The following is a 21,262-nucleotide window of genomic DNA, read 5'->3' as shown; positions in this document are numbered from 1 at the left end:
AATGCTAGCAGCGTAAGAACTGGCTTACGACTTGTGAGCGGAGAGAGGCGAACGTTAGGCGTGCTTTGACTGGATGGTGTAATAAAACCGAGAGATATCAGTATTCCGTACTGCAAATGGCGTTCTGATTAAGGGGAAATTCGGAAAATACGACCGCGCCCGCAGATATGGCTGATCGCTTGCGGGCTGGACGGATCGTCGTTTCATACGTCATTCATGTGGCGCGATGCGTAAGGTAGTGCGCGTCGCACGACCACGGCGCTCAAAGAGAACCCAGTCCGTTGCGTGGGGGCGTGCCGTGCTGTGGACTATCTCGCAGGTCGACCATGGCGTCATACACCTTCGTGTAGACGTCGTACAGCGGCGCGTCCACTACCGCTTCCCTGAACTTGCCGTAGTTGATGTGGAAGACATGCGCGGCAATGGTGTCCGCGACGATCCGGCGCGGGATGAACGCGCGGAACGGATAGACGTGGCCAGGCGATGTCACCACCTCGAAGCCCTGGCCGAACACCGTTTCAATATCTCCGGCCCGGCTTGCCCGCACGGTCAGCGAGGACGTATCGGCGGGGTTGCTGACTATCGACAGAAATGCATTCGAGAGCAAAAGCCGCATCAAAACCTCCATGGTCGTATTGGGCAGGTCGGTGGTTTGCAGCCACTCGGGATATTCAAACCTTATCCATTCGAAAATTGGAAAGATCTTTGAGAGCGTGTATGCAATACGATGACAAGCAACGGGAATGACGGCTACTTTGCTGCTGCGTGATTTGTCGCGAACTGGGGGTGTCTTTTCAAGCGCAAGCGCATTCCTTCGCTTACCCAAAGACCGGGTAAGTTCGCCGTTTGCGTATTTCTATGGGGTGGCTCGGAGGACGGGCTCGATTGGCGGAGACAGTTAGCCGGTCTCAAGCGACGTTTGTTACTGTGGACTTAAATCTGACATAAGAAAACGTTTCAAAAATATGTATGAATGGAATACGGATGGCTGCGACATGCCATATTGGCAAGGTTGGCGCGCGACGATAGCGTTTCAAACCTTGACGGCTGACAGTGCCCCATTATCGAGGCACGCCGTGATTCGCCTAGAACGCTCGCATGCCTTCGAATGGATTCCAACCCTGGCTGCCTTTTACCTCTTTCAGGTAGTAGGCGTAGTTGACACACAGGGCAAAGGCGAAGGCGATCGCGATATTGAGGCCGGTATCGACGGGCCGCGGAATATCGATGCCGGTGACGGCCGAGAAGATGACTTCCACGACGGCGATCGCAAGCGCGATGGCAAGCAACGACAGCCCCTTCTTCCACAGACCGAGTGCGAAAAAATAGAATGGGCCGAAGAAGAAGGCGAGGAAACTGAAATTGATGAGCCGTCTTTTGCCGCGCGGCAGCGCCTTGAAGGCCGCACGAAACTCGGCAGACGCGGGCGATCCGTAGGCGTCGAAGAATTCAAAGCGTTCGCGCCACTTCGGTTTGATATCGGCTACGTTGGACGTACTCAAGATAATTTGTCTCCATAAGAGGATGGCGCAAGCGGCGCTTGGGCGGACGGACGGCTAAGGTGTGTCGTTACTGCTGGCATGCCACGATGCCGCCCGCAATCGCATTCGCGAGCTTGGCAATCGTGTCAGGATTCTGCAGACGCGGTTCTTCGTCCGGATTCGCAATGACGCCTGCTTCAACCAGCACCGCCGGCATCGGCGCTGTCTTGAGTACGACCAGATCGTCGAAGCGGTGAATGCCGAGTCGCCGGTCTATCAACGGACGGTTCTCGCCCTTGATAGGCGTGGCGTGATACAGCGAAGGCGTTTCGCCCGCCGCGAGCAGTTTTTCGCCAATTGCCTTCGCACAGACGAGGCTTTCCTGATAGTGCGGATTGCGCTCGGAAACGAAGATCGAGTACCCCTTGAACTCGCGGCGTCGTCCTGCATCGATCCATGCCTGCTGCAGCGAGTCGTGATGAATCGAGATGAAGAAGTTGGCGTCCGGCTTCGCATTGGGCCGATCCGCAAGCGCGATCTCGCGGCTGTCCGTGCCCGTGCGTGTCACGCTATAACCCTCTGCCTGGAGATCGCGAGCAACCGCCGCACTTAGATCGAGGTTGTAAAGATGCTCGACACGCCCGCTTGCGCCGGTGGCGCCAGGATGAGCCGGTGTGTGCCCCGCGTCGACGATAACCGAGACTGCATGGCAGGGTATTGCGGACAACGCGAGTACAAAAGGAATCAGTGCTGAACGCAGGAATCGGGTCACGTTATTTCGCCGGAATGGTGAGGTTTGACACGGTGAAGTCGTGAACGATTTCACGGATATTCAAAATGCATTGAGGCTGAAAAGCAGGCATCGTTTGGGCGTTTAGTGTATCTAAATCTCACGATCTATAGGCGCGAAAATGCGATTCATATTGCATGGAGATTGGTGTTGTCGCTTCTAAGCCGCGGCCATTATCGCGACAATAGGCGCGCGCCTGGTTAGACTCCACGACACGTTAAGCGCCACTCAAAAAATGAAGAATTTCCGGTGTTTTCTCGCGCATGCTGCGCGGCTGACAGAGGGCCGGATTCTTCGCCAGCACGGTCTGCACCTTCGCGGCCAGGCCGTCGAAGCCGCAGCGCATATCCGTAAATCCGGCGGCAACCCAGATGCGCGTGTTTGCCAGCGGACCAATCATCGGATCAGGCACGGGATCACCACGCGCAGCGTGTCGGGATCGACGCTCCCTTCAACGTGTACCTCGCCCCGTGGCAACTGGATTCGGATCGTGCCGGACGCCTGTGCCGAAGGCGTCGATGCATCCGGTTCGGCCGCGCCGCTGTCACTGGCCTCATTCACGGTGACCGGCAGCAAGGCGCATTCGCGACCGTTCACGCCAAGGCGTCCATCCAGATACTGCTTGCGCCAGTCGAACAGCTGATTCGCGTTCACTTCGTGACTGCGTGCAATCTCCGCCACCGAACGTCCACTGGATAACGTCTCTTCGACGATCTGGCGTTTCTCGTCCACGGTACGCCGGCGATACTTCCGGGCGACTTTGACTTCGGTGAATTCAGTCACTGTGTCCATGATTCCTTTGTGGACACAGTCACATTTGTGCCCCCGGAAAGCATGGCGTCGCCTTCATCAGGCGTCTATACGGTCAGGGTCGGACGGTTACTGTTTGACGTTTGTTTTGGCAAGCTCTCCAGGCCGAGCCGCTGCAAAGAGCATTGCCTTCACTAACTGCCGAATGTCTTCGGTGCCTTCTTCGATCGAGTCGATCTGGTTCGCCAGCCAGTCTTTCAGATGCGAGGTACGCAGTTTGGAAAGGTCGATTTTCGCGATTTTGTCGTCGTAGACGGGCCACGGCGGACGCCAAGAGTGGCGATTTGGCCGCCTTCGCGGTGGATTCGGACGAAGCCAAACAGTGGATGGAAGGCGGCGACTCGCGCGCTGAACTACAGGTTGTGGGTGGCGCGCTCATCGGTGGTCTCGGGGGCGGCAGCGTGTTCACGGCTGTGGGTGGGGGGCTTGGCGCAGGGCTGTCATCGAAAAGCGCCGACCAGACCAGGGCTGTCGCCGATGCAGTGACGGATGCGACCGACTCGTCGCTGGTGGGCAACATCAGCAGCAATATCCTCGCCGGGCTGGGTGGCGCGCTGGTTGGGGGCACGGCAGGGGCCGCAGCGGCCTCGAACGTCGACCTCTACAACCGGAAAAATGACCTCGGCAATGATCAGGCGAAAGAGGATCTCGCGGCATCGCAGAACGTGATCGCTTCCTACCTGCAGAACAACCTGCCCTCGTGGATTACCGGTCCGCTCGATTCGGCAAACAAGACGGTGGACGGCTGGGCAGCCCAGTTTAAAGCGAAGATGGACGGCGATGCTCGGGCGATAATGTCTCAACCTCCCACGACACAGCTGGCCAGGGGCGCTGCGAACGGTCTGTCTGCGGGCGTGGTTGAGGGTGGCGAGCCGCCGGCATCGAGTGCGGGAGGCGTGCTGGTAAATTCGTCGGGACAGGCTGCGAATGCCGTATCGGGTACGCCGGGGTATGTGCCGAGCACTGCCACGTTGAATAGTGGTGGGAACGATGCAGGCGATTCCGGTTCGTCGCCGTCGAGCGGAAATGCCACAAACAACGTTAAGGCCGGTGGTACGGTTGAGTTGTTCACCGATTCCAGTGGTCCTAAGGTGTCTGGCGCAATGGGCGTTGGTCCAACAGATCCAACTGCGGTAGCTGCTGACGCCACGAACATGCCAAATATTGCGAGCAATAGTCAGGCAAAAGTGGTGGCGAACAACCCATTTATTCCCGCGTCTGGCGGAGGTACGGGTTCGATGATGAACTACTTGCCAGAGGCTGCGCGGATCACCGAATCAGGGGGGCAGGTCGTGATCAATGGTAACAGTGTCAATCCATATTTTTCGAATATGCCGACTGCCGCTCAATTTGACCAATTGGGACTAAAGATCCAATATCAGGGTGCTCTTCTGCCTGAGTACCAGGGTCTCGATTTTGCGCGCACAGATGGCTCGCCGATTCCGAATAGCACAATGCGCTCTATTGTCTTTGTTAAGAAGTGAGGATCACGATGAAGATCATAAAAGATTGTTGGGCAATGCTCGGAGCGTCAGAGTGTCAGTACGGTGCACATATGTTTGATGGAACGAACGCAATGATTTATGTAAGTCATTGGCTCGCAGCATTTGGTGGACTCGATCGATTCTTTTGGCGGAAGAATTCCGATGGATTTGTTGGGCATTGTTTGTTGGTTTTCTTGGATGTTGAGAGGTTTAATTTCATTGTCAATCCTTATGTCCGAGAAGAGGGCGGGATAATTTGGCGCGATCCCGTCAATTTTATTTACTCGGGGGTGACGCAAGAAAAAACATCGAGGTACGAGTTAGAGGGGAGTCTGCAAGGGTTCGCTTCATCGGTGAGTATTGTGGTCGAGGCGCGAGAATTTGAGTTGCACGTATTAGATGAGAATGAACCTGCACGCCAAGCCTGATTTTTAGTTGCCACAAACAATGCAAGCGGAAAGTGGATTCCTGTCAATGAGTCACTGTCGGCACAAGCGCAGGCTCATCAGACGCAGATCACCAACTGGCCGCTATCCGGCCAGAGTTGTTCGATAAGTTCGTGTACGTTGGCGCAACCCGTGCAGCTCAGTATCTGGGTGTGACTTGCGTCGCGGAACTACCGCATGCACTGGAGCCCTTGCGCAAGCACTTCGGTGCAACGTGGGACACTGGCCGGACGGAACAGACGTAATCGCGAGGCCGACGATATGAATTTCCGTACCGTAGAGCCCGCGCTGAAGGATGTTCTCAACGGCATCGCTGTTGGCCAAATTCAGCTCCCCGACTTCCAACGCGGTTGGGTCGTCATGTGCTGTTCATGGAAGGCGGCGGTAGCAACTACCTAAAGAAGTTGTTCGCTGTTTTGATTTAGCCGTGGTGCGATAACATCGGTTGAAGAGGAGAAACGGAGCAATGGCACTTGGGAGAGTGGAGCGCATTCTGATTCTGGCGAAGACCTATCCTTCGCCTAGCGCGCAATACGTGGAGACCTCCTGCGTAGCGGGCATCAGCCAGGACGGCTCAATGCGCCGCTTGTACCCGGTGCCGTTCCGGATGATCGAGCAAGACCAGCAGTTCAAAAAATGGCAGTGGGTTGACGTGCGCGTAGAAAAGGCCACTAAGGATCATCGGCCAGAAAGCCACAAGCTTTATGTCGATACGATTGCCTGCGGAAAATTGATTGACACCAAAAAGGACTGGGCTGCCCGCCGGGAATGGCTGGAAAAGATTCCCTCGTTTGACAGTTTCGACGCCGTTGAAGAGGCACGGCTCACCGACGAATTGTCTCTTGCATTGCTGCGTCCAGACCGCCTTCTTGGTCTCGACATCACCAAGGCGCGAAACACGGACTGGACTGATGAGGAAAGGGAGAAGCTAGCGCGCGAGCAAATGCAGGGCGATCTCTTTTCAGAAGCGGAGGCGAAGCAGCAGGTGAAGCAACTGCGCAAAGTGCCGTTCGATTTCCACTATCGATTCTTATGCAAGACTCCAGAGGGTGAGAAGGAGCACAGGCACAAGATCGTCGATTGGGAGGCTGGCGCATTGTTTTGGAATTGTCACCACGCCTACGGCGCAAGCTGGGAAGAACCGTTTCGCGCAAAGCTAAGGAACACCTTAGCCGCAAAGACCTGATGTTCCTGATGGGCAATCAGCATCGTTTTCAAGATCAGTGGCTGATCATCAGCTTGATCTATCCGCCTAAGCAAAAGCCTGCTGACGACCGGCAGGACTCACTGTTCTAACGTCTGTTGCCTTGATGTGCTCAACGTCCGCGCCGCAGTAGTCACGGACGGCGTTGGCTACCATCGAACGATGGCAGAAATTGAAGTCGGCTTCGTAACAGAGCAGTGCGCAATTCGACGAGCCTGCAAGTTCGGACAGTTCGGACAGTTCGGCGATAGCGGCTGCTTGCGTCTTTAGGTACTTCGAAAAGCCTTCCGTGTACCGCTTCCAGTTACCGTCCTCCCGGTAGCGGTCACGTACCGGTTTCGGGCACCCCAACTCGACCATATGAACGTAATCTAGGCCGGACTGGCCAAAGCTTTTTTCGAGAAGCCGGGCTTGCGCGACAATGGTAGCTCGCGGATGTCGACAACCGTTTCGATGCCGTGCTCTGCGAGTAACGACATGAACACATCAATGTCCAGTCCTTCGTAGCCTACGGTGAAAACAGTCATTGTGAGCCTTTCAATGTGCCAATGGTCTCGGTGCAGCAGGCCGCACGAAACTTAGTGATGTTCCCCGCCATGATTAAAAGTCGCTATGCGCTCGGTGGCAGGCTCTGGTCGCCTAGGGTTGGCAATCGTTTTGCCCCATGGAGATATGGATCGGAATGGTTTTGTGTTGCGCCCAAATGCCTACACAGCGCCTACATGAAGCCGTAAACGGACAAAGGGTTACAGGCCTTACGCCTGTAACCCTTTGGTTTTCTTGGTAGGCCGTACGGGATTCGAACCTGTGACCAACGGATTAAAAGTCCGCTGCTCTACCAGCTGAGCTAACGACCCAAAAGAGAAGCGGGATTATAGCGATAAGCCTTCGATCCTGTCAACCCATCCAGTGCCGCGCCACAAAACGAAAAGCCCAAGGCATCGACTGCCCTGGGCTTCCCGGCGAGAGGCGCGCGTGGCGTTTCATCCGACACTACGCGTTTACTGCTACCTGCAAAACTACTTGATTTGCGACAACTTGCTTTGTGCCGACTGTGCGACGTCCGAGCTGCCGTATTGCGCGACGATCTGCTCGAGGGTCTTCTTGGCCGCAGCCTTCTGACCTTGTTCGAGCTGATTGTTGGCAATCGCGAGCATCGCTTCCGGCGCACGCGGATGCTGCGGGTAATTCTTCACGACGCCTTCCCAGGTCGCCGTCGAGCCCTTGTAGTCGCGCAGTGCATACAGCGCGTTGCCGAGCCAGTACTGCGCGGTCGGCTGATAGGGGCTCTGCGGATACTTGGCGATGAAGCTGCGGAACGAGGCCGCCGCGTTCTTGAAGTCGCCGTTGCGGAACTGCGTTGAAGCCGCATTGAACGCGTCCGTCTCGCCCGGCTGTACCGTGCCTTCCACACCGTCGACCGTCTGCTGCTGCGGTTCAAATTTCTTGAGCCGCGTGTCGAGATCGGTGTAGTAGTCCTTCTGCTGCTTCTGCACCGTGGCAAGCTGGTTGGCCATGTCCTCGTTCTGCCCGCGCAGCGTCGCGACCTGCTGGTTGAGCTGGTCGAGGCGGTTGGACTGATCGAGGATGGTCCGCTGTGCGGCCGACAATTGGCTCGACAGGCTATCGGTCTTGGTACGCAGATCGAGAATCGCCTGACGGGCCTGGTCGTCGTCGAACATGCCGGCGTGAGCCGGCGCGGCCATCAAGGCCGAGCCCGCCACGCAGGCGGCTGCAGCAAAGCGCAGCCAGGAGAAACGTTGCGTCATACGGCTCATCACCTATTACTGTTGGTAGACGAGGTCGGCGCGGCGGTTTTGTGCCCACGACGCTTCGTCATGCCCGTCGGCCATCGGCTTTTCCTTGCCGAGGCTCACGGCTTCCATTTGCGAATCCGGCACGCCAAGCAGCGACAGCGCGCGACGCACAGCTTCAGCACGCTTCTGGCCGAGTGCCAGGTTGTACTCGCTCGTGCCGCGTTCGTCGGTGTTGCCCTGGATCAGCACGTGACGTTCCGGATGTGCCTTCAGGTAACGGGCGTGTTGACCCAGCAGCGACTGGTATTCGTCCTTGACCGAGTAGCTGTCGAAGTCGAAGTAGACGCTACGCTTGGCGAGCGGGCTGTTCGGATCGTTCAGCTCGTCCACGTTCACCTGTGCGACTGCATTCGGGTTCGGTTGCGTGGCGACAGCACCGCCCTTATTGGCGTTGTCGTCGAGCTTGACGCCCGAGTGACATGCAGCGAGTGCACCGACCAGCAATGCGGCAAATACGATACGAAGTTTGGACATCATTGTTACTCTCCTTGTGTGTTATTGCATAAACGGGCCCCAGGACGGCTCGCGAACGATGCCGCCCTGAACGGACAGGACCTGCCGAGTGCGACCATCGGTCGATACTGCGGCCAACACGCCACGGCCGTTCACCTGTGTGGCGTAAAGAATGTACTGACCATTCGCCGCGAAGCTGGGCGATTCGTCATGTGTTGTATCGGTCAGGCCGGTTGCCGAGCCGGACTGCAAGTCCTGGACGTACAGCTTGAAGGCCCCGCCTACACGCGAGATGTAGGCCAGTTGCTTGCCGTCCGGGCTCACGCGCGGGCTGGTGTTGTAGTTGCCCGTGAACGTGACGCGCTGAGCCGCGCCTGCGCTTTCGCCCTGCGCCGGCATCTTGTAGATCTGCGGTTGACCGCCGCGGTCGCTGGTGAAATAGATCCACTGTCCGTCAGGAGAGTAGTTGGGTTCGGTGTCGATCGAGGTGCCTTGAGTCAGCCGGCGCAGGCCGCTGCCGTCAGCGTTGACGGCGAAAATCTGCGTGTTGCCGGTGCGCGAAAGCGCCACTGCCAGCGTGCGTCCATCCGGCGACCAGGCCGGCGCGCTGTTGTTGCCCTTCTGGTCCGAGACGACGATACGACGGCCCGTGGGCAGATCGTGGATGTAGACGATGGGCTTCTTCTTTTCGAACGATACGTAGGCCACCTTCGTGCCGTCAGGCGACCACGCCGGCGAGATGATCGGCTCGGGGCTCGACAGCGCGATGTGCGCGTCCTGGCCGTCCGAATCGGAAATCTGCAACTGGTAGCGGTTGCCGGTCTTGATCACATAAGACAGACGCGTGGCGAACACGCCGCGATCGCCCAGCAGCTTGGCGTAGATGTAGTCCGCCACCTTGTGGGCGCTCATCCGCAGGCCGCTTTCGGGGCTGACCAGGACGAGGCCGCCGAGGCTCTCGCCCTTGACCGTGTCGTACAGCTTGAAGCGCACTTCGTATTGGCCGTTGGGCAGGCGGTTCACGCTGCCGGCCACGAACGCGTTGGCGCCCTTGGCCTTCCAGCTGCCGAGGTCAACCGAATCCGTTTCCGCCACCGGCGCGCTGCCGGCGTCGATATTGGTGAATTTGCCGCTGCGCTGCAGATCCTGGCGCACGATCGTGCTGACCTGTTGCGGCGAGCTCGCTTCATTGGCGAAATTCGCCGTTGCGATGGGGAACTGGGTGGAGCCGACGCCCGTGACGAGGACGTTGAGTTGCGCGTGCGCAGCGCCGCCGGCCGCAATCAGGCACGACGCCACCAAAGTCCGCAGGCCTAGCTTGGTCATCAAAGTCATGCTGTATGGATTCCCAAAAAATCAGATTTCTAACACGGTATGACAGCAGACAGACCCGGAAACGTTCAATTCGTTCCCGGGCGCGCCACGCTGGGCGGGGCGCATGGGCTGCTGTCAACCTGCTGGTCGCAAGGTGATCTTGAAGCTCGACGGCGTTTTTCCATCCACGTCGACCGGCATCGGATCGGACGCCCGGACCGCCCGCTCAGCGGCTGCATCCCATTGGGGATTGCTGCTGGGACGGGTCACCGTCACGTCCAGCAGCGTGCCGGTAGGTGAGCAGCGCACGGAAATTTCGGTTTCCAGGCCTTGCGTGTCGCCCGACCATACGATGTTGGGCCGCACGCGCCGCCTGACCTTGTCCGCGTAGCCCGGCGAGGTTGACGTGCCACCCGAGCCAGTGCCTGTGCCGCTCTTCGCAAGACCGTTGCCGGTAGAGCCTTCACCGCCGGCCATACCCTGCATCTGCGCGAGCCGCGCCCGACGTTCCTGGTCGACCTTCTTCGCTTGCGCTGCATCGGCCGCCGCCTTGGCTGCCTTCGCCTTCTGCGCATCGGCCTTCTTCTGCGCGTCGGCCTGGGCCTGCTTCTGCTGGTCTTCCTGTTGTTGCTGCTTCAACTGATCCTGCTTTTGCTGGTCGGCGAGTTGCTGTTGCTTGAGCTTGTCAGCCTGTTGCTGCTGCTGTTGCTTCAGCTTGGCTGCCGCGGCCTTCTGGGCGGCCAGTTGCGCAGCCTGGTCGGCCGCGAGCTGCTGCTGGCGCTTCGCCTCGGCTTCCTGCTGCGCTTGCAATTGCTGCTGGCGTTGTTGTTCGGCGAGCTGCGCCTGGCGGGCGGCTTCCTGCTGCTGACGCTTCTTTTCCTGAAGCGCAATATCGGCCTGCTCGTCAGGCAGCGGCGGGGCAGGGGCCACCGGCACCGGGGGAGGCGGGGGCGGCTGGGGCGTCGTTACCTCGGGTACGTCCGTCCACAGTTCGGCTTCGGCGCCGGCCGGCGTGCTGTTTTGCCATTGAATGCCGTGGTACAGGAAGAATCCGAGCAGCACGTGCATCACCAGCGCGAGCACAAAGGCTCGCCAGGTGCCGCGTTCACGCGGTGGCTGGAGCGGGCGGGCGGAATTCTTGCGGATCATTGCGATTTGACGAGCAAGCCAACGCGCTTGACGCCGCGAGCCTTGAGGTCGGACATCACGTTCATCACGGCTTCGTACTTCACCGTCTTGTCAGCGGCGATCACCACCGGTTGATCCGGATGCGACTGCTCGCGGTCGGTGACGAAGCTGTCCAGATCCGCGCGCGTCATGTCTTCCTGCTGCATGGCGCCATTGTCGTCTTTATATTTGACGTTCATGTTGCCATCTGCGCGGATATTGACGACAACCGGGGGCGTTTGCTGTTGCGGCGCAGCGCCGCCGACAGTAGGCAGATTGACGATCGACGGTGCGACGAGCGGCGCGGTCACCATGAAGATCACGAGCAGCACGAGCATCACGTCGATATACGGCACGACGTTGATGTCGGCCATCGCGCGGCGCGAACGGCCGCCGCGCATACTGGAGGAGCGACTGGAGGAACCGGCCATCGTGGACTCCTTAGTGCGCCTGGCGTTGCAGGATGTTCGAGAATTCTTCGATGAAGGTCTCGAAGCGGATCGCCAGACGGTCGATGTCGTGCGCGTAACGGTTGTAGGCGACCACCGCCGGAATGGCGGCGAACAGACCGATGGCCGTTGCAGTCAGCGCTTCGGCGATGCCGGGCGCGACGTTGGCGAGCGTGGCTTGCTGGACGTTGGCGAGGCCGCGGAACGCGTTCATGATCCCCCACACGGTGCCGAACAGACCGATGTACGGGCTGACCGAACCCACCGAGGCGAGGAACGACAGATTGGCCTCTAGCACGTCCATCTCGCGCTGGAACGCTGCGCGCATGGCGCGGCGTGCGCCGTCGAGGATCAGGCCCGGGTCGTTGAGACGCTTTTCCTTGCCCTTGAGGAACTCGCGCATGCCGGATTCGAAGATCCGTTCGAGTGCGCCGATCGTGTGACGGTTGTTCGCTGCGCTTTGATACAGCGCCTGCAGGTCGCCACCGGACCAGAAATCGCGTTCGAAGCGTTCAGTTTGCGCGCGCGCCCGGCGGATCGCAAACCACTTGCGGAAGATAAACGTCCACGACAGCAGCGACAGCAACAGCAACAGTGCCATCACTGCCTGCGCCAGCAGGCTCGCATTAAGAACGAGAGAAATGATCGATAGATCTTGTGTAGTGTTCATATAGGTTCGCTGTAACGTCCCGAAAGGGGGCGTCCGGCTGCAAGGTCCGTCGAAGCTTTCCGTGGGGAAACCGGAAGCATCGGCAAACCGCGGGCCGAACCATGCTTTGTGTTGCTTGATCGATACGAGTTCACTGGCCCCGTAACAACGATGTTCAGGCGTTGTCCGTTGACACGTTGGGCGCAGTAAGCTTCGGCCCGCGCCGCAATGCGGCGAGAACCTGTGCTGGAATGGCGGCAGGACGCAGCGCTACCCGGTCGACACAGCCGACCCGAATGCTTCCGGTAGCAAGCAGCGTGCCGTCACGCCAGGCCTCCTGCGAGAAATCGACCGACGCGCGGCCAATTCGTTCAGGGCGGCTGACAATTTTCACGAGATCGTCAAGCCGGGCCGGCGCACGATAGTCGACTGCAGTGCTGCGTACGATGAACAATGCACCTGTCTCTTCCGCGAGGCGATCCTGCTCGACGCCGCACGCGCGGAGCCATTCGGTGCGCGCCCGCTCGAAAAACTTCAAATAGTTCGCGTAGAACACGATGCCGCCGGCGTCGGTATCTTCGTAGTACACGCGAATTGGCCAGGTGAAGCCGATTTCGGCGCCGGACTCGCTGGGGGACATATTCATGCGGCGCATTTTACCGGAACGCACACCCCGGCGTTATTTTCGGGGCGGCGCTCCGGCTCAAGGCGTTCAACCGCGATGCACCGAGAGCCCCGCGAACGACTGCGCAACCGGCATCAGTTCGATCGTGTTGACGTTGACGTGTGCCGGGCGCGTCGCGGTCCAGTAGATCGCGTCGGCGATGTCTTCGGCCGTCAGCGGCTGCACGTTCTGATAGACGTTAGCAGCCTTCTGGTCGTCGCCGCGAAAGCGCACGTTCGAGAACTCCGTGCCGCCGCACAGGCCCGGTTCGACGTCGGTCACGCGCAGCGGCGTGCCGGCCAGATCGGCGCGCAGGTTCAGGCTGAACTGGCGCACGAATGCCTTGGTGGCGCCATACACGTTGCCGCCCGCGTAAGGCCAGTTGGCGGCCGCTGAGCCGAGGTTGAACACGTGGCCGCGCTGGCGCTCGACCATCCCCGGCAGCAGCGCGTGGGTGACCTGTACGAGTCCGGTGCAGTTGGTGTCGATCATGGTTCGCCAGTCGTCGAGGTTAGCTCGCTGCGCCGGCTCGAGGCCGAGCGCGAGGCCCGCGTTGTTGACCAGCACGTCGATGGCGGCGAACGCTTCCGGCAGCGCGGCCGGCACGGCCGCGACGGCGGCGCTGTCGCGCACGTCGAGTTCGAACGGCAGAAGGGCCTCGCCTAGTTCGTCGGCAAGCGCTTGCAAACGATCCTTGCGGCGCGCGGTGGCGACGACGCGATGGCCGCCCTTGACGAAAGTGCGGGCGATGGCGGCGCCGAATCCGGCGGACGCCCCGGTGACGAAGACGATCATTGCGGTTTCCTGGTCGGGAGGGGGGAAAGTTGCCAAGCCTACTTCCATTGCGGCGCTGCGGCAAGAATGACCCTGGTCCCAGCGGACTACCGTCAGGCGGGCGGACTGGCTGGGGACGGTCGGCGCGCGGACCGTGGCCGGATCGGGCGCACCGGAGTGGGCATGCAGGGCGCCGGCGGCTCCTGCCTGTGTGCCGTTTTCATCAGATGTTTGCGACCCGCTGGCGAGAGCCGCTGCCTCTCCGATTCCGGGCGGGACACTGATGATGCGACGACCGGCTGTGACGCTCGTGAACGGGGTTTGCGCCGTGGCCGTGAGCCTGGTGGAGACGCGGTTGCCTATTCGGGGCGCTTCCAATACACTAACGCGCTCATCCCTGCGTGACTGGCGATAGAACCAAACAGGTTCAAGGTGGAGCGACCCACCGTGAAGCGCAGGGTGCCGTTTTGCCGTTCGCCTGGGCAGCCGTGATCCGCGCGCATTCATCTGCGCCGCCGGTGGCTGTCCTGCCTCGCGTGTGCGGCCCATCTTCATCCGCCACGTCAGGGCTGGCCCAGCCGCCAGCAGCGCCGCGTACCCACTACGCTTTCTGCACGAAATTCGGCGCGAGATCCGGTCAACCTGAACACACTCAACGGAACCCGTATGTTTGATAGAGCCCAAAGCACCATCGCCAACATCGATCCCGAACTCTGGAAGGCGATCGAGCAGGAAAACCGCCGTCAGGAAGATCACATCGAACTGATCGCGTCGGAAAACTACACGAGCCCGGCCGTGATGGCTGCGCAAGGCTCGCAGCTCACCAACAAGTACGCCGAAGGTTATCCGGGCAAGCGCTACTACGGCGGTTGCGAGTACGTGGACATCGTCGAGCAGCTCGCGATCGACCGCGTGAAGGAACTGTTCGGCGCCGAAGCCGCAAACGTGCAACCGAACTCGGGTTCGCAGGCGAATCAGGGTGTGTTCTTCGCCATGCTCAAGCCGGGCGACACCATCATGGGCATGAGCCTCGCCCACGGCGGCCACCTGACGCACGGCTCGCCCGTGAACATGTCGGGCAAGTGGTTCAACGTCGTCAGCTACGGCCTGAACGAAGCGGAAGATATCGACTACGAAGCCGCTGAAAAGCTCGCTCAGGAACATAGGCCGAAGCTGATCGTCGCGGGCGCGTCGGCGTTCGCGCTGCGCATCGACTTCGAACGTATGTCGAAGATCGCGAAGTCGGTGGGCGCCTATTTCATGGTGGACATGGCGCACTACGCGGGTCTCGTTGCCGCGGGCGTCTATCCGAACCCGGTGCCGCACTCCGACTTCGTGACCACGACCACCCACAAGAGCCTGCGCGGTCCGCGCGGCGGCGTGATCCTGATGAAGGCCGAGTTCGAAAAGCAGATCAACTCGGCTATCTTCCCGGGCATCCAGGGTGGTCCGCTGATGCACGTGATTGCCGGTAAGGCTGTTGCGTTCAAGGAAGCGCTGTCGCCTGAATTCAAGGAATACCAGCAAAAGGTCGTGGATAACGCTCGCGTGCTGGCGGAAACGCTTGTCAAGCGCGGTCTGCGTATCGTTTCGGGCCGCACCGAAAGCCACGTGATGCTGGTCGACCTGCGCGCGAAGCACATCACCGGCAAGGCCGCTGAAGCGGCGCTCGGCGCGGCGCACATCACGGTCAACAAGAACGCGATCCCGAACGATCCGGAAAAGCCGTTTGTCACGAGCGGCGTGCGCCTGGGCTCGCCTGCCATGACCACGCGCGGTTTCGGTGTGAAGGAAGCCGAGCAGGTAGGTAACCTGATCGCCGACGTGCTGGACAACCCGGAAGACGCCGCGACGATCGAACGCGTCCGCACGCAGGTCTCCGAGTTGACCAAGCGCTTCCCGGTCTACAAGTAAGCCACGATGCGCTGCCCCTTCTGCCGGCACGACGATACGCAGGTCGTGGACTCCCGCGTATCCGAGGACGGCGCCGCGATTCGCCGGCGCCGCCGCTGCCCGGCCTGCGACAAACGTTTCACGACGTATGAGCGGGTCGAGCTGGCGTTGCCGTCGGTCGTCAAGAAGGATGGCAGCCGCACTGAATTCGATCGCCGCAAGATTGTCGCGAGCATGCAACTGGCGCTGAGAAAGCGCCCGGTTGCTGCGGACGCGGTCGACGCGGCGGTCGCCCGCATCGAATATCAGTTGCTGGGCAGTGGCGAACGCGAAGTGCGCAGTGAGCGTCTTGGTGAACTCGTGATGAACGAGTTGCGCGAGCTCGACACGATTGCCTACGTCCGTTTTGCCTCGGTGTACCGCCGCTTCGAAGACGTGTCTGAATTCGAAGACGTCATTGAAGAATTTCGCCGTGCGGCCACGCCGCCCAAGCCGCCCCGCAAGCGCTGATTGTTCTCGTAATAGCATCGGTATTCCCTTTCTGTATGCGTCACGCCGACATTGTTGCCGGTGACGCCGCACGCTCGCTACCTGGCCGTTCGGCCGATTGTCGACGCGCTCCTGCCTGAGTAAATTGGTTGCATTCTTTCGAAGCTAAGGAATGCAGATGAAGCAGGATGCCGAATTGCCGCGTGTGCGTCGCCGCGGTTTCACGTTGATCGAAACGCTAGTGGTGGTCGCCGTTCTGGCTGTCACTGCGGTGATGGCGACGCCGTCGCTGGTTGCCTGGCGCATGCGCGATCAGGTCGATGCACGAGCCCGGGCGCTGCTGTCGACGCTGTCCTACGCGCGCAGCGAGGCGGTTCGGCGCGGCGTGCGCGTGACGGTGTGCCGCGTCGATGCGGCGCGCCATTGTCTGGCCTCGGGGCAAGCGTGCCGCGTGGGAGTCGCGGACTGGTCGTGCGGCTGGGCGGTGATGGTCGAGCGCGGTGGAATGTCCACGGTATTGCGCGCGCAGACCGAACTCGCGGCAGTGAGTATTGCCGGGACGCAGACCAACCTTACCTTCACACCGCCCGCGGGGCAGTTGATCGGCAGCTTTCGCAGCTTCGACATCGCACCGCATGTGCCTTCGCAGGTCACGCGCGGCGAGCCTTGGCGGCGCTGCATCCGCATCGCTGCGGGCGGACGGCCGCGCATTGCGGACGGTGCTTGTGGAGCGACGTCATGAAAACCATCCGAGTCGAACAGTCATGCGGCGCATCGCTGATCGAGGTCATGCTCGCAGTCGCGCTGACCGCAGTCACGGCCCTCGGTCTGATTGCGTCGCAGTTGTGGATCGCGCGTGAGGCGCGTGCCGCAGCGTCGCGCGAACATGCGGCTTTCGTGGCTGATGCCGTAGCCGAGGCCGCACGGGCGCCGACCGGCGGCGACGTTGCCCTGCGGCAATGGAGCGTCCGTGCGGCGAGTCTGCTGCCCCAGGGCGATGCATCGGTCAGCGAGCGCGGCGGCGGGGTTTCGTTCGCCCGCGTCACATGGTCGGCAGCGGCCACTTTGCGAACGCCGGGCGAGATTATCGACAAGCCCGAATCGTGCGGCGATCTGGCGCTCTCCGCCAACCGCTCGTGCGTCGCCCTGGCGTTCGCGAAATGAAGCCGCGTGAGATTCATCCGCGCTGGCGGATTCGAGCGCGCGGGCATACGCTCGTCGAGCTGGTCATCGCCGTGGGGCTGGGGCTCGTCGTCACCGTGGGCGCCGTCTCCCTGTACCGTTCGCAGCGCGCGGCGTTTGGCCGTGCAGACGATACGACCCAGATTCGCGAAGCCGGCCTGACGGCGCTCACCTTGATCGGTCAGCAAATCCAGATGACCGGCTTTGTGCCGGCCGACCTGCCGCAGCCGCAACAGAAACCCACGCTGTTCGGATGCTCTGCTGCGCGGCCGACAGGGACCGACGACAACCCCACTTGCGAAGCGCTGACAAGCCGATCGGATGGCATCGCGATTCGCTACGTCGGCGACAACGTTTCCACGTGGCCTTCGTCCACGGGACAGCCAACCGACTGTCTGGGCCAGGCCGTGAGCGTCGGGAATGCGGCTTACGGTGCGGGTCGCGTGCTGATCGTCAATCGCTTCTTCGCGAAGCTCAGCGCCTCGACGGGCGAGTCCGAGCTGTATTGCGACGGCAATGGCAAATCCGGTTCCGCGCAGCCGTTGGTGGAGGGCGTTGAACGGCTGCGCGCCAGGTACTGGCTAGCCGGCGCGCAGACCGCGCTCGATGCATCGGCGCTCGCGCCGGATCAATGGGCGAATGTCGTCGCGGTGGACCTGTGCGTCCTGGTGCGCGGTGCGCCTCAGGGGCGGCGCTCACGCTACGTCGATTGCGACGGCGCGAACGTCGCAGGAACAGACTTGCGCGCGCGCCAGGCATTCTGGCGGCGCGTGGCGATCCGCAATAACGAGGTGAGTGCGTCATGAAGACCGCACCTCACGTCCGTGGCGCCGCCTTACCCATCGTTCTGCTGATCTCGTCGATGATGCTGATCACTTCCGCCGCCTGGTTCGAAACCTCCCTGGCAGCGGCGCGTGTTTCCGCCAATCTTCGCGACACCCTGCAAGCCTTCCATGCCGCCGATTCGGTGCTCACCCTGTGCGCCCGAGCCGTCGCAGCAGGTACGGCGCGCGTCGCAAGCGCAGTGGCTAGCGAACCAACCGGATGGAGACTCGAATCGACCTTCACAGCCGGCGCCGTCACGCCCATCGCCGTGTGGCCGGGCTCAGCCATGGCGCCGCAATGCCTGGCCGAGGCCTGGCGCCCGAGCACGCGTCCCGAGGTCAGCGCTTACCTGCTGACGGCGCGCGGCTTCGGCCGCACCCAGGAGTCGCAAGCCTGGGTGCAACTGGAGCTGGTCGTGGCCGGCAGCACGACCGAGCAACATTGGCGGCGGGTTACCGCCAGGCCGTTTTGAAGGCGCATCGGCATGAGGTCGCAAGCATCGGCGTTCACGCTGCTCGAACTGGTCATCGCGTTGGCGATCGGCGCCATCCTGGTGGTGTACGCGGTCCCCTCGTATCGCAGTCATGTCGCGCGTTCGCATCGGATCGACGCGGCATCGGCGCTGTATCGCGCGGCGCAGTTTGTCGAAGCGGGGGCCGCCGGAGAAGTGAGCCCAGGGATGAGTTCCGCAGTAAGCCCCGCAGTAAGTCCCGCAGTAAGTCCCTTACCCAGCGGACTCGACCAGGCGCCGCCCTTCGGCACACCCGTCTACCGGCTGCGCGCCCTACCTGCTGACGAAACGAACGGCGGCTACGCGGTGGAAGCGCAGCCTCTAGAGACAGGCCCGATGCGCGACGACGCCTGCGGCACCTTCACGCTCGACGCAACGGGTCTACGGGGAAATCGCGCCGCGGATGGCGCCAACGCGCCGGATTCAAACGTATGCTGGAACACTCAGTAACCGCTGTCCTGCGCCGCGGCTTCGCCCTTGGTCCGGCCCGAGTCGCTCTTCATCTGCTGCCAGACGCGATAGGCTTCCCACGCGGCGAGTCCCAGACTGCCCCATTTCAACACCGGCTTGGCGGTGGCCGCGACCGTGGCGCGCAACGGTTTGGCAAGCAGCATCGAAACAATCGAGCTGACCAGCGGGTACTCCTTGAGCAGCGCGCTGATCCCCGCTGTCGCGCCGCGCGCCTTGTTCCAGCGCATGCCGCCGGCGAAGCCCGGCACGATGAACTTGATCCAGCTGAAGTGCGTGACGGCCTGACGCAACTCAACCGCGGCCTGCGCGAGTTCCATACGCTCGACTTCCGAGCGCACCAGCAGCAATTCCTTGCGCAGTGCACGCAGGTGCGGCGCGCTCAGGTCGCGGGCGGCCGGGCGCTTGTTGCGGAAGGCGGTATCGGGGTGTCGAGAACTCATGGTGTCGGGCGCAAGGGGTTGTCGAACGGGCAAGCGGCGCCAGCGGCCGTGCCCGGGCCTGTGTCACGGTTTGCGAAATATCTCGCGGTCCTTCTCGAACTCGGCCAGCGTGGCTTCAAACACCATCGGTGCGCTGTGCAAGCCACTGCGCGCCTTGATCGCGCAAACCAGTGCCGCGATCGCATAGACCGCCGTAATGCCGGCCAGCGCCTGCCACCGGTAGGTATCCCAGAACGCGATGGCGACCAGCGCCGTGAGCGCGATCAAGGCCATCGTGGCGAGCATCATCGCCGCGAGTCCGAGAAACAGGACGCCCAGCAGGCGGTCCTTTTCCTCGGCCAGTTCGATACCCACCAGTTCAAGCCGCGTTTGCAGGATCGCAAATACGGAACTGAGGATGCGGCGCAAGGGACTGTGATCCGCGCGCTGCGATTGATTGTCGATCGTCATGGCTTGGGCGCTTGCGCGTGAGATGCGCCAGAAGAAGCGGACCGGTCAGGCACGCACCGGTCAACCCGTGTCGGCGGCGTGCCGGAAAAACCGCCCGGCAACGCCAGCTGTTTTTACTTGCGATTGATCAGCAGGCCGACCAGTACGCCGACACCTGCGGCGATGCCGATCGAAGCCCAAGGATGCTCGTGCACGTAGTCATCCGTTGCACGGGCAGCCTTCTTGCCTTTCTCGACCACCACGACCTGCACATCAGCAGCCTTCTCCTTCGCCTGTTTCAGGCGCGACAGCGCCGTTTCACGCAGTTCGGAAGCGCGTTCGCCGGTGGCGCTCGCGGCCTGTTTCAGCAGGTCTTCAGCGTCCGCGAGGACGGTTTTGATATCCGACATCAATCTCTCCTTGTTGACTTCCGACATTTACAGCTCCCATCTCGTATGGCATGCGTGAATCGTAACCAAAGAAACGTCACGTGGCGAGCGCAGCGGGTTAGCGCACGACAACGCACGATCCGTTCCCGGCCAATCCACGGCCGGTTAGCGACCGCCTCACCCGGCGGTCAAACGGCATACCGCGATCATGATGGAGTTGATCTGTCCCGCAAAGTTTCCTCCATTCCGATGAAAATTACAAAAACTCATAAAGTTGTGACGCGATGTTCGTTCGCGGTGTACGCGCGCTCCCGTATGCTCTAAATTTGCGGGGTACCGTAGGCGCCAGCCTGAACGGACCGTCCGAACATACAAAGGAGCAGCATCATGAGTCTACGTCTTGGCGACATCGCACCGGATTTCGAGCAGGAATCGAGCATTGGCCGCATCAAGTTCCATGAGTGGCTGGGCGATAGCTGGGGCGTGTTGTTCTCCCATCCGGCGGACTTCACGCCTGTATGCACGACCGAGCTTGGCCTCACGGCAAAGCTCGCCGGCGAATTCGAAAAGCGCAATGTGAAGACGATTGCCCTGTCGGTGGACAGCGCAGAGTCGCACAAGGAATGGATCAAGGACATCAACGAGACGCAGGCCGCCAACGTCGGCTTCCCGATTCTCGCCGATGGCGACCGCAAGGTCTCGGAGCTGTACGACATGATCCACCCGAATGCGAGCGAAACCTTCACGGTCCGCTCGCTGTTCGTGATCGATCCGAAGAAGAAGGTTCGTCTGACCATCACCTACCCGGCCAGCACGGGCCGCAACTTCGACGAAGTGCTGCGCGTGATCGACTCGCTCCAGCTCACCGATAATTACCAGGTCGCCACGCCGGGCAACTGGAAGCACGGCGACGACGTGGTGATCGTGCCGTCGCTGAAGGACGAGGAAGTGATCAAGCAGAAATTCCCGAAGGGCTACAAGGCGCTGCGTCCGTATCTGCGCCTGACGCCGCAGCCGAACAAGTAAGCGAAGCAGCAAGCTGCGGCAGCAAGCCGGAGCGCTGCCGCAATGCAAAAGGCCAACCGCACAGGTTGGCCTTTTGCTTTTCTTTTCACCGCCTCGGAACGTTCA

Annotated in this window: 27 protein-coding genes, 1 tRNA gene, 1 pseudogene and 1 riboswitch; of the genes and pseudogenes, 11 read left to right on the top strand and 18 right to left on the bottom strand. The window is 61.0% G+C overall.

Going from position 1 to position 21,262, the window contains the following annotated elements; all coding sequences use genetic code 11:
- Positions 1-262: 262 nt before the first annotated feature.
- The 5 genes from BUS12_RS36565 to tnpA form a co-directional block, all read right to left on the bottom strand.
- Positions 263-616: a hypothetical protein gene (locus tag BUS12_RS36565; RefSeq protein WP_074302349.1), complete on the bottom strand. Its 354-nt coding sequence runs from the start codon at positions 614-616 to the stop codon at positions 263-265.
- 469 nt (positions 617-1,085) lie between these two features.
- A complete protein-coding gene (locus tag BUS12_RS36560) occupies positions 1,086-1,502 on the bottom strand; it encodes a DUF2628 domain-containing protein (protein ID WP_216352751.1) in 417 nt (138 codons plus the stop codon).
- A gap of 67 nt (positions 1,503-1,569) precedes the next feature.
- Complete coding sequence (locus BUS12_RS36555; RefSeq protein ID WP_253190323.1) at positions 1,570-2,229, bottom strand: N-acetylmuramoyl-L-alanine amidase family protein; 660 nt, start codon at positions 2,227-2,229, stop codon at positions 1,570-1,572.
- A gap of 259 nt (positions 2,230-2,488) precedes the next feature.
- Positions 2,489-2,683 (bottom strand): IS66 family insertion sequence element accessory protein TnpB, encoded by a 195-nt coding sequence (gene tnpB / locus BUS12_RS39885; RefSeq protein WP_367117703.1) that lies wholly within the window; start codon positions 2,681-2,683, stop codon positions 2,489-2,491.
- Complete coding sequence (gene tnpA, locus BUS12_RS39955; RefSeq protein WP_074302345.1) at positions 2,668-3,063, bottom strand: IS66-like element accessory protein TnpA; 396 nt, start codon at positions 3,061-3,063, stop codon at positions 2,668-2,670. The genes tnpB and tnpA overlap by 16 nt, the downstream gene beginning before the upstream one ends.
- A 302-nt stretch (positions 3,064-3,365) precedes the next feature.
- Between tnpA and BUS12_RS39545 the strand changes: the two genes are divergently transcribed.
- The 3 genes from BUS12_RS39545 (at position 3,366) to BUS12_RS36530 (ending at position 6,197) form a co-directional block, all read left to right on the top strand.
- Positions 3,366-4,565, top strand: coding sequence for a hypothetical protein (locus tag BUS12_RS39545; RefSeq protein WP_074302344.1), 1,200 nt, complete (start codon positions 3,366-3,368; stop codon positions 4,563-4,565).
- 8 nt (positions 4,566-4,573) lie between these two features.
- The gene (locus BUS12_RS36535; RefSeq protein ID WP_074302813.1) at positions 4,574-4,993 is read left to right on the top strand and encodes a hypothetical protein; all 420 of its coding nucleotides are present in this window, start codon (positions 4,574-4,576) and stop codon (positions 4,991-4,993) included.
- Positions 4,994-5,477: 484 nt separating this feature from the next.
- On the top strand, positions 5,478-6,197 hold the full coding sequence (locus BUS12_RS36530) for a hypothetical protein (RefSeq protein WP_253190310.1): 720 nt from the start codon (positions 5,478-5,480) through the stop codon (positions 6,195-6,197).
- 66 nt (positions 6,198-6,263) lie between these two features.
- On the opposite strand, the pseudogene BUS12_RS39875 reads toward BUS12_RS36530, so the two are convergent.
- The 10 genes and pseudogenes from BUS12_RS39875 to ydfG all read right to left on the bottom strand — a co-directional run bounded on the left by BUS12_RS39875 (position 6,264) and on the right by ydfG (position 13,523).
- Positions 6,264-6,694 (bottom strand): annotated as a pseudogene (locus BUS12_RS39875) (DUF488 domain-containing protein).
- 302 nt (positions 6,695-6,996) lie between these two features.
- Positions 6,997-7,072: transfer RNA gene (locus tag BUS12_RS36520), tRNA-Lys, on the bottom strand.
- 162 nt (positions 7,073-7,234) lie between these two features.
- Positions 7,235-7,984, bottom strand: coding sequence for a tol-pal system protein YbgF (gene ybgF, locus BUS12_RS36515; RefSeq protein WP_074302343.1), 750 nt, complete (start codon positions 7,982-7,984; stop codon positions 7,235-7,237).
- A gap of 15 nt (positions 7,985-7,999) precedes the next feature.
- Positions 8,000-8,509 carry a peptidoglycan-associated lipoprotein Pal gene (gene pal / locus BUS12_RS36510; protein ID WP_074302342.1) on the bottom strand — a complete coding sequence of 170 codons (510 nt, stop codon included), beginning with the start codon at positions 8,507-8,509 and terminating at the stop codon, positions 8,000-8,002.
- A gap of 18 nt (positions 8,510-8,527) precedes the next feature.
- On the bottom strand, positions 8,528-9,820 hold the full coding sequence (gene tolB, locus BUS12_RS36505; RefSeq protein WP_074302341.1) for a Tol-Pal system beta propeller repeat protein TolB: 1,293 nt from the start codon (positions 9,818-9,820) through the stop codon (positions 8,528-8,530).
- A gap of 114 nt (positions 9,821-9,934) precedes the next feature.
- Positions 9,935-10,948, bottom strand: a complete 1,014-nt coding sequence (gene tolA, locus BUS12_RS36500) for a cell envelope integrity protein TolA (RefSeq protein WP_074302340.1) — start codon at positions 10,946-10,948, stop codon at positions 9,935-9,937.
- A complete protein-coding gene (tolR, locus tag BUS12_RS36495) occupies positions 10,945-11,397 on the bottom strand; it encodes a protein TolR (RefSeq protein ID WP_074302339.1) in 453 nt (150 codons plus the stop codon). Before tolR ends, tolA begins: the two co-directional genes overlap by 4 nt.
- Before the next feature lie 10 nt (positions 11,398-11,407).
- Complete coding sequence (gene tolQ, locus BUS12_RS36490) at positions 11,408-12,085, bottom strand: protein TolQ (protein WP_074302338.1); 678 nt, start codon at positions 12,083-12,085, stop codon at positions 11,408-11,410.
- 154 nt (positions 12,086-12,239) lie between these two features.
- Positions 12,240-12,719 (bottom strand): tol-pal system-associated acyl-CoA thioesterase, encoded by a 480-nt coding sequence (ybgC, locus tag BUS12_RS36485; protein ID WP_074302337.1) that lies wholly within the window; start codon positions 12,717-12,719, stop codon positions 12,240-12,242.
- A 57-nt stretch (positions 12,720-12,776) separates the two neighbouring features.
- Entirely contained in the window at positions 12,777-13,523 is a 747-nt protein-coding gene (gene ydfG, locus BUS12_RS36480; RefSeq protein ID WP_074302336.1) for a bifunctional NADP-dependent 3-hydroxy acid dehydrogenase/3-hydroxypropionate dehydrogenase YdfG, read from the bottom strand.
- Positions 13,524-13,893: 370 nt separating this feature from the next.
- A riboswitch (ZMP/ZTP riboswitch) is annotated at positions 13,894-13,993 on the top strand.
- A 175-nt stretch (positions 13,994-14,168) separates the two neighbouring features.
- Here ydfG and glyA point away from each other — a divergent pair.
- The 7 genes from glyA to BUS12_RS36440 all read left to right on the top strand — a co-directional run bounded on the left by glyA (position 14,169) and on the right by BUS12_RS36440 (position 18,852).
- Positions 14,169-15,416 (top strand): serine hydroxymethyltransferase, encoded by a 1,248-nt coding sequence (gene glyA, locus BUS12_RS36470; protein ID WP_074302335.1) that lies wholly within the window; start codon positions 14,169-14,171, stop codon positions 15,414-15,416.
- Positions 15,417-15,422: 6 nt separating this feature from the next.
- Positions 15,423-15,905 (top strand): transcriptional regulator NrdR, encoded by a 483-nt coding sequence (nrdR, locus tag BUS12_RS36465; RefSeq protein WP_074302334.1) that lies wholly within the window; start codon positions 15,423-15,425, stop codon positions 15,903-15,905.
- A 151-nt stretch (positions 15,906-16,056) separates the two neighbouring features.
- Complete coding sequence (locus BUS12_RS36460; protein ID WP_074302333.1) at positions 16,057-16,626, top strand: GspH/FimT family pseudopilin; 570 nt, start codon at positions 16,057-16,059, stop codon at positions 16,624-16,626.
- Positions 16,623-17,048, top strand: coding sequence for a type IV pilus modification PilV family protein (locus tag BUS12_RS36455; RefSeq protein WP_074302332.1), 426 nt, complete (start codon positions 16,623-16,625; stop codon positions 17,046-17,048). Before BUS12_RS36460 ends, BUS12_RS36455 begins: the two co-directional genes overlap by 4 nt.
- The gene (locus BUS12_RS36450; RefSeq protein ID WP_074302331.1) at positions 17,045-17,872 is read left to right on the top strand and encodes a type IV pilus assembly protein; all 828 of its coding nucleotides are present in this window, start codon (positions 17,045-17,047) and stop codon (positions 17,870-17,872) included. The genes BUS12_RS36455 and BUS12_RS36450 overlap by 4 nt, the downstream gene beginning before the upstream one ends.
- Complete coding sequence (locus BUS12_RS36445) at positions 17,869-18,363, top strand: pilus assembly PilX family protein (RefSeq protein WP_074302330.1); 495 nt, start codon at positions 17,869-17,871, stop codon at positions 18,361-18,363. Before BUS12_RS36450 ends, BUS12_RS36445 begins: the two co-directional genes overlap by 4 nt.
- A 12-nt stretch (positions 18,364-18,375) precedes the next feature.
- Positions 18,376-18,852, top strand: a complete 477-nt coding sequence (locus tag BUS12_RS36440) for a type IV pilin protein (protein WP_074302329.1) — start codon at positions 18,376-18,378, stop codon at positions 18,850-18,852.
- Here BUS12_RS36440 and BUS12_RS36435 read toward each other — a convergent pair.
- The 3 genes from BUS12_RS36435 to BUS12_RS36425 form a co-directional block, all read right to left on the bottom strand.
- Positions 18,846-19,313 carry a DUF3318 domain-containing protein gene (locus tag BUS12_RS36435; protein WP_074302328.1) on the bottom strand — a complete coding sequence of 156 codons (468 nt, stop codon included), beginning with the start codon at positions 19,311-19,313 and terminating at the stop codon, positions 18,846-18,848. The two genes, BUS12_RS36440 and BUS12_RS36435, sit on opposite strands and share 7 nt — an antisense overlap.
- Before the next feature lie 63 nt (positions 19,314-19,376).
- Complete coding sequence (locus BUS12_RS36430; RefSeq protein WP_074302327.1) at positions 19,377-19,763, bottom strand: phage holin family protein; 387 nt, start codon at positions 19,761-19,763, stop codon at positions 19,377-19,379.
- A gap of 113 nt (positions 19,764-19,876) precedes the next feature.
- Complete coding sequence (locus tag BUS12_RS36425) at positions 19,877-20,179, bottom strand: ElaB/YgaM/YqjD family protein (protein WP_007584918.1); 303 nt, start codon at positions 20,177-20,179, stop codon at positions 19,877-19,879.
- 339 nt (positions 20,180-20,518) lie between these two features.
- Here BUS12_RS36425 and BUS12_RS36420 point away from each other — a divergent pair, with 339 nt between their 5' ends.
- Complete coding sequence (locus tag BUS12_RS36420) at positions 20,519-21,157, top strand: peroxiredoxin (RefSeq protein WP_074302326.1); 639 nt, start codon at positions 20,519-20,521, stop codon at positions 21,155-21,157.
- Positions 21,158-21,262: the final 105 nt, after the last annotated feature.

The sequence above is a fragment of the Paraburkholderia phenazinium genome (assembly GCF_900142845.1).
Taxonomy (GTDB): domain Bacteria; phylum Pseudomonadota; class Gammaproteobacteria; order Burkholderiales; family Burkholderiaceae; genus Paraburkholderia; species Paraburkholderia phenazinium_A.
This window is presented reverse-complemented; position numbering and strand designations above follow the sequence as displayed.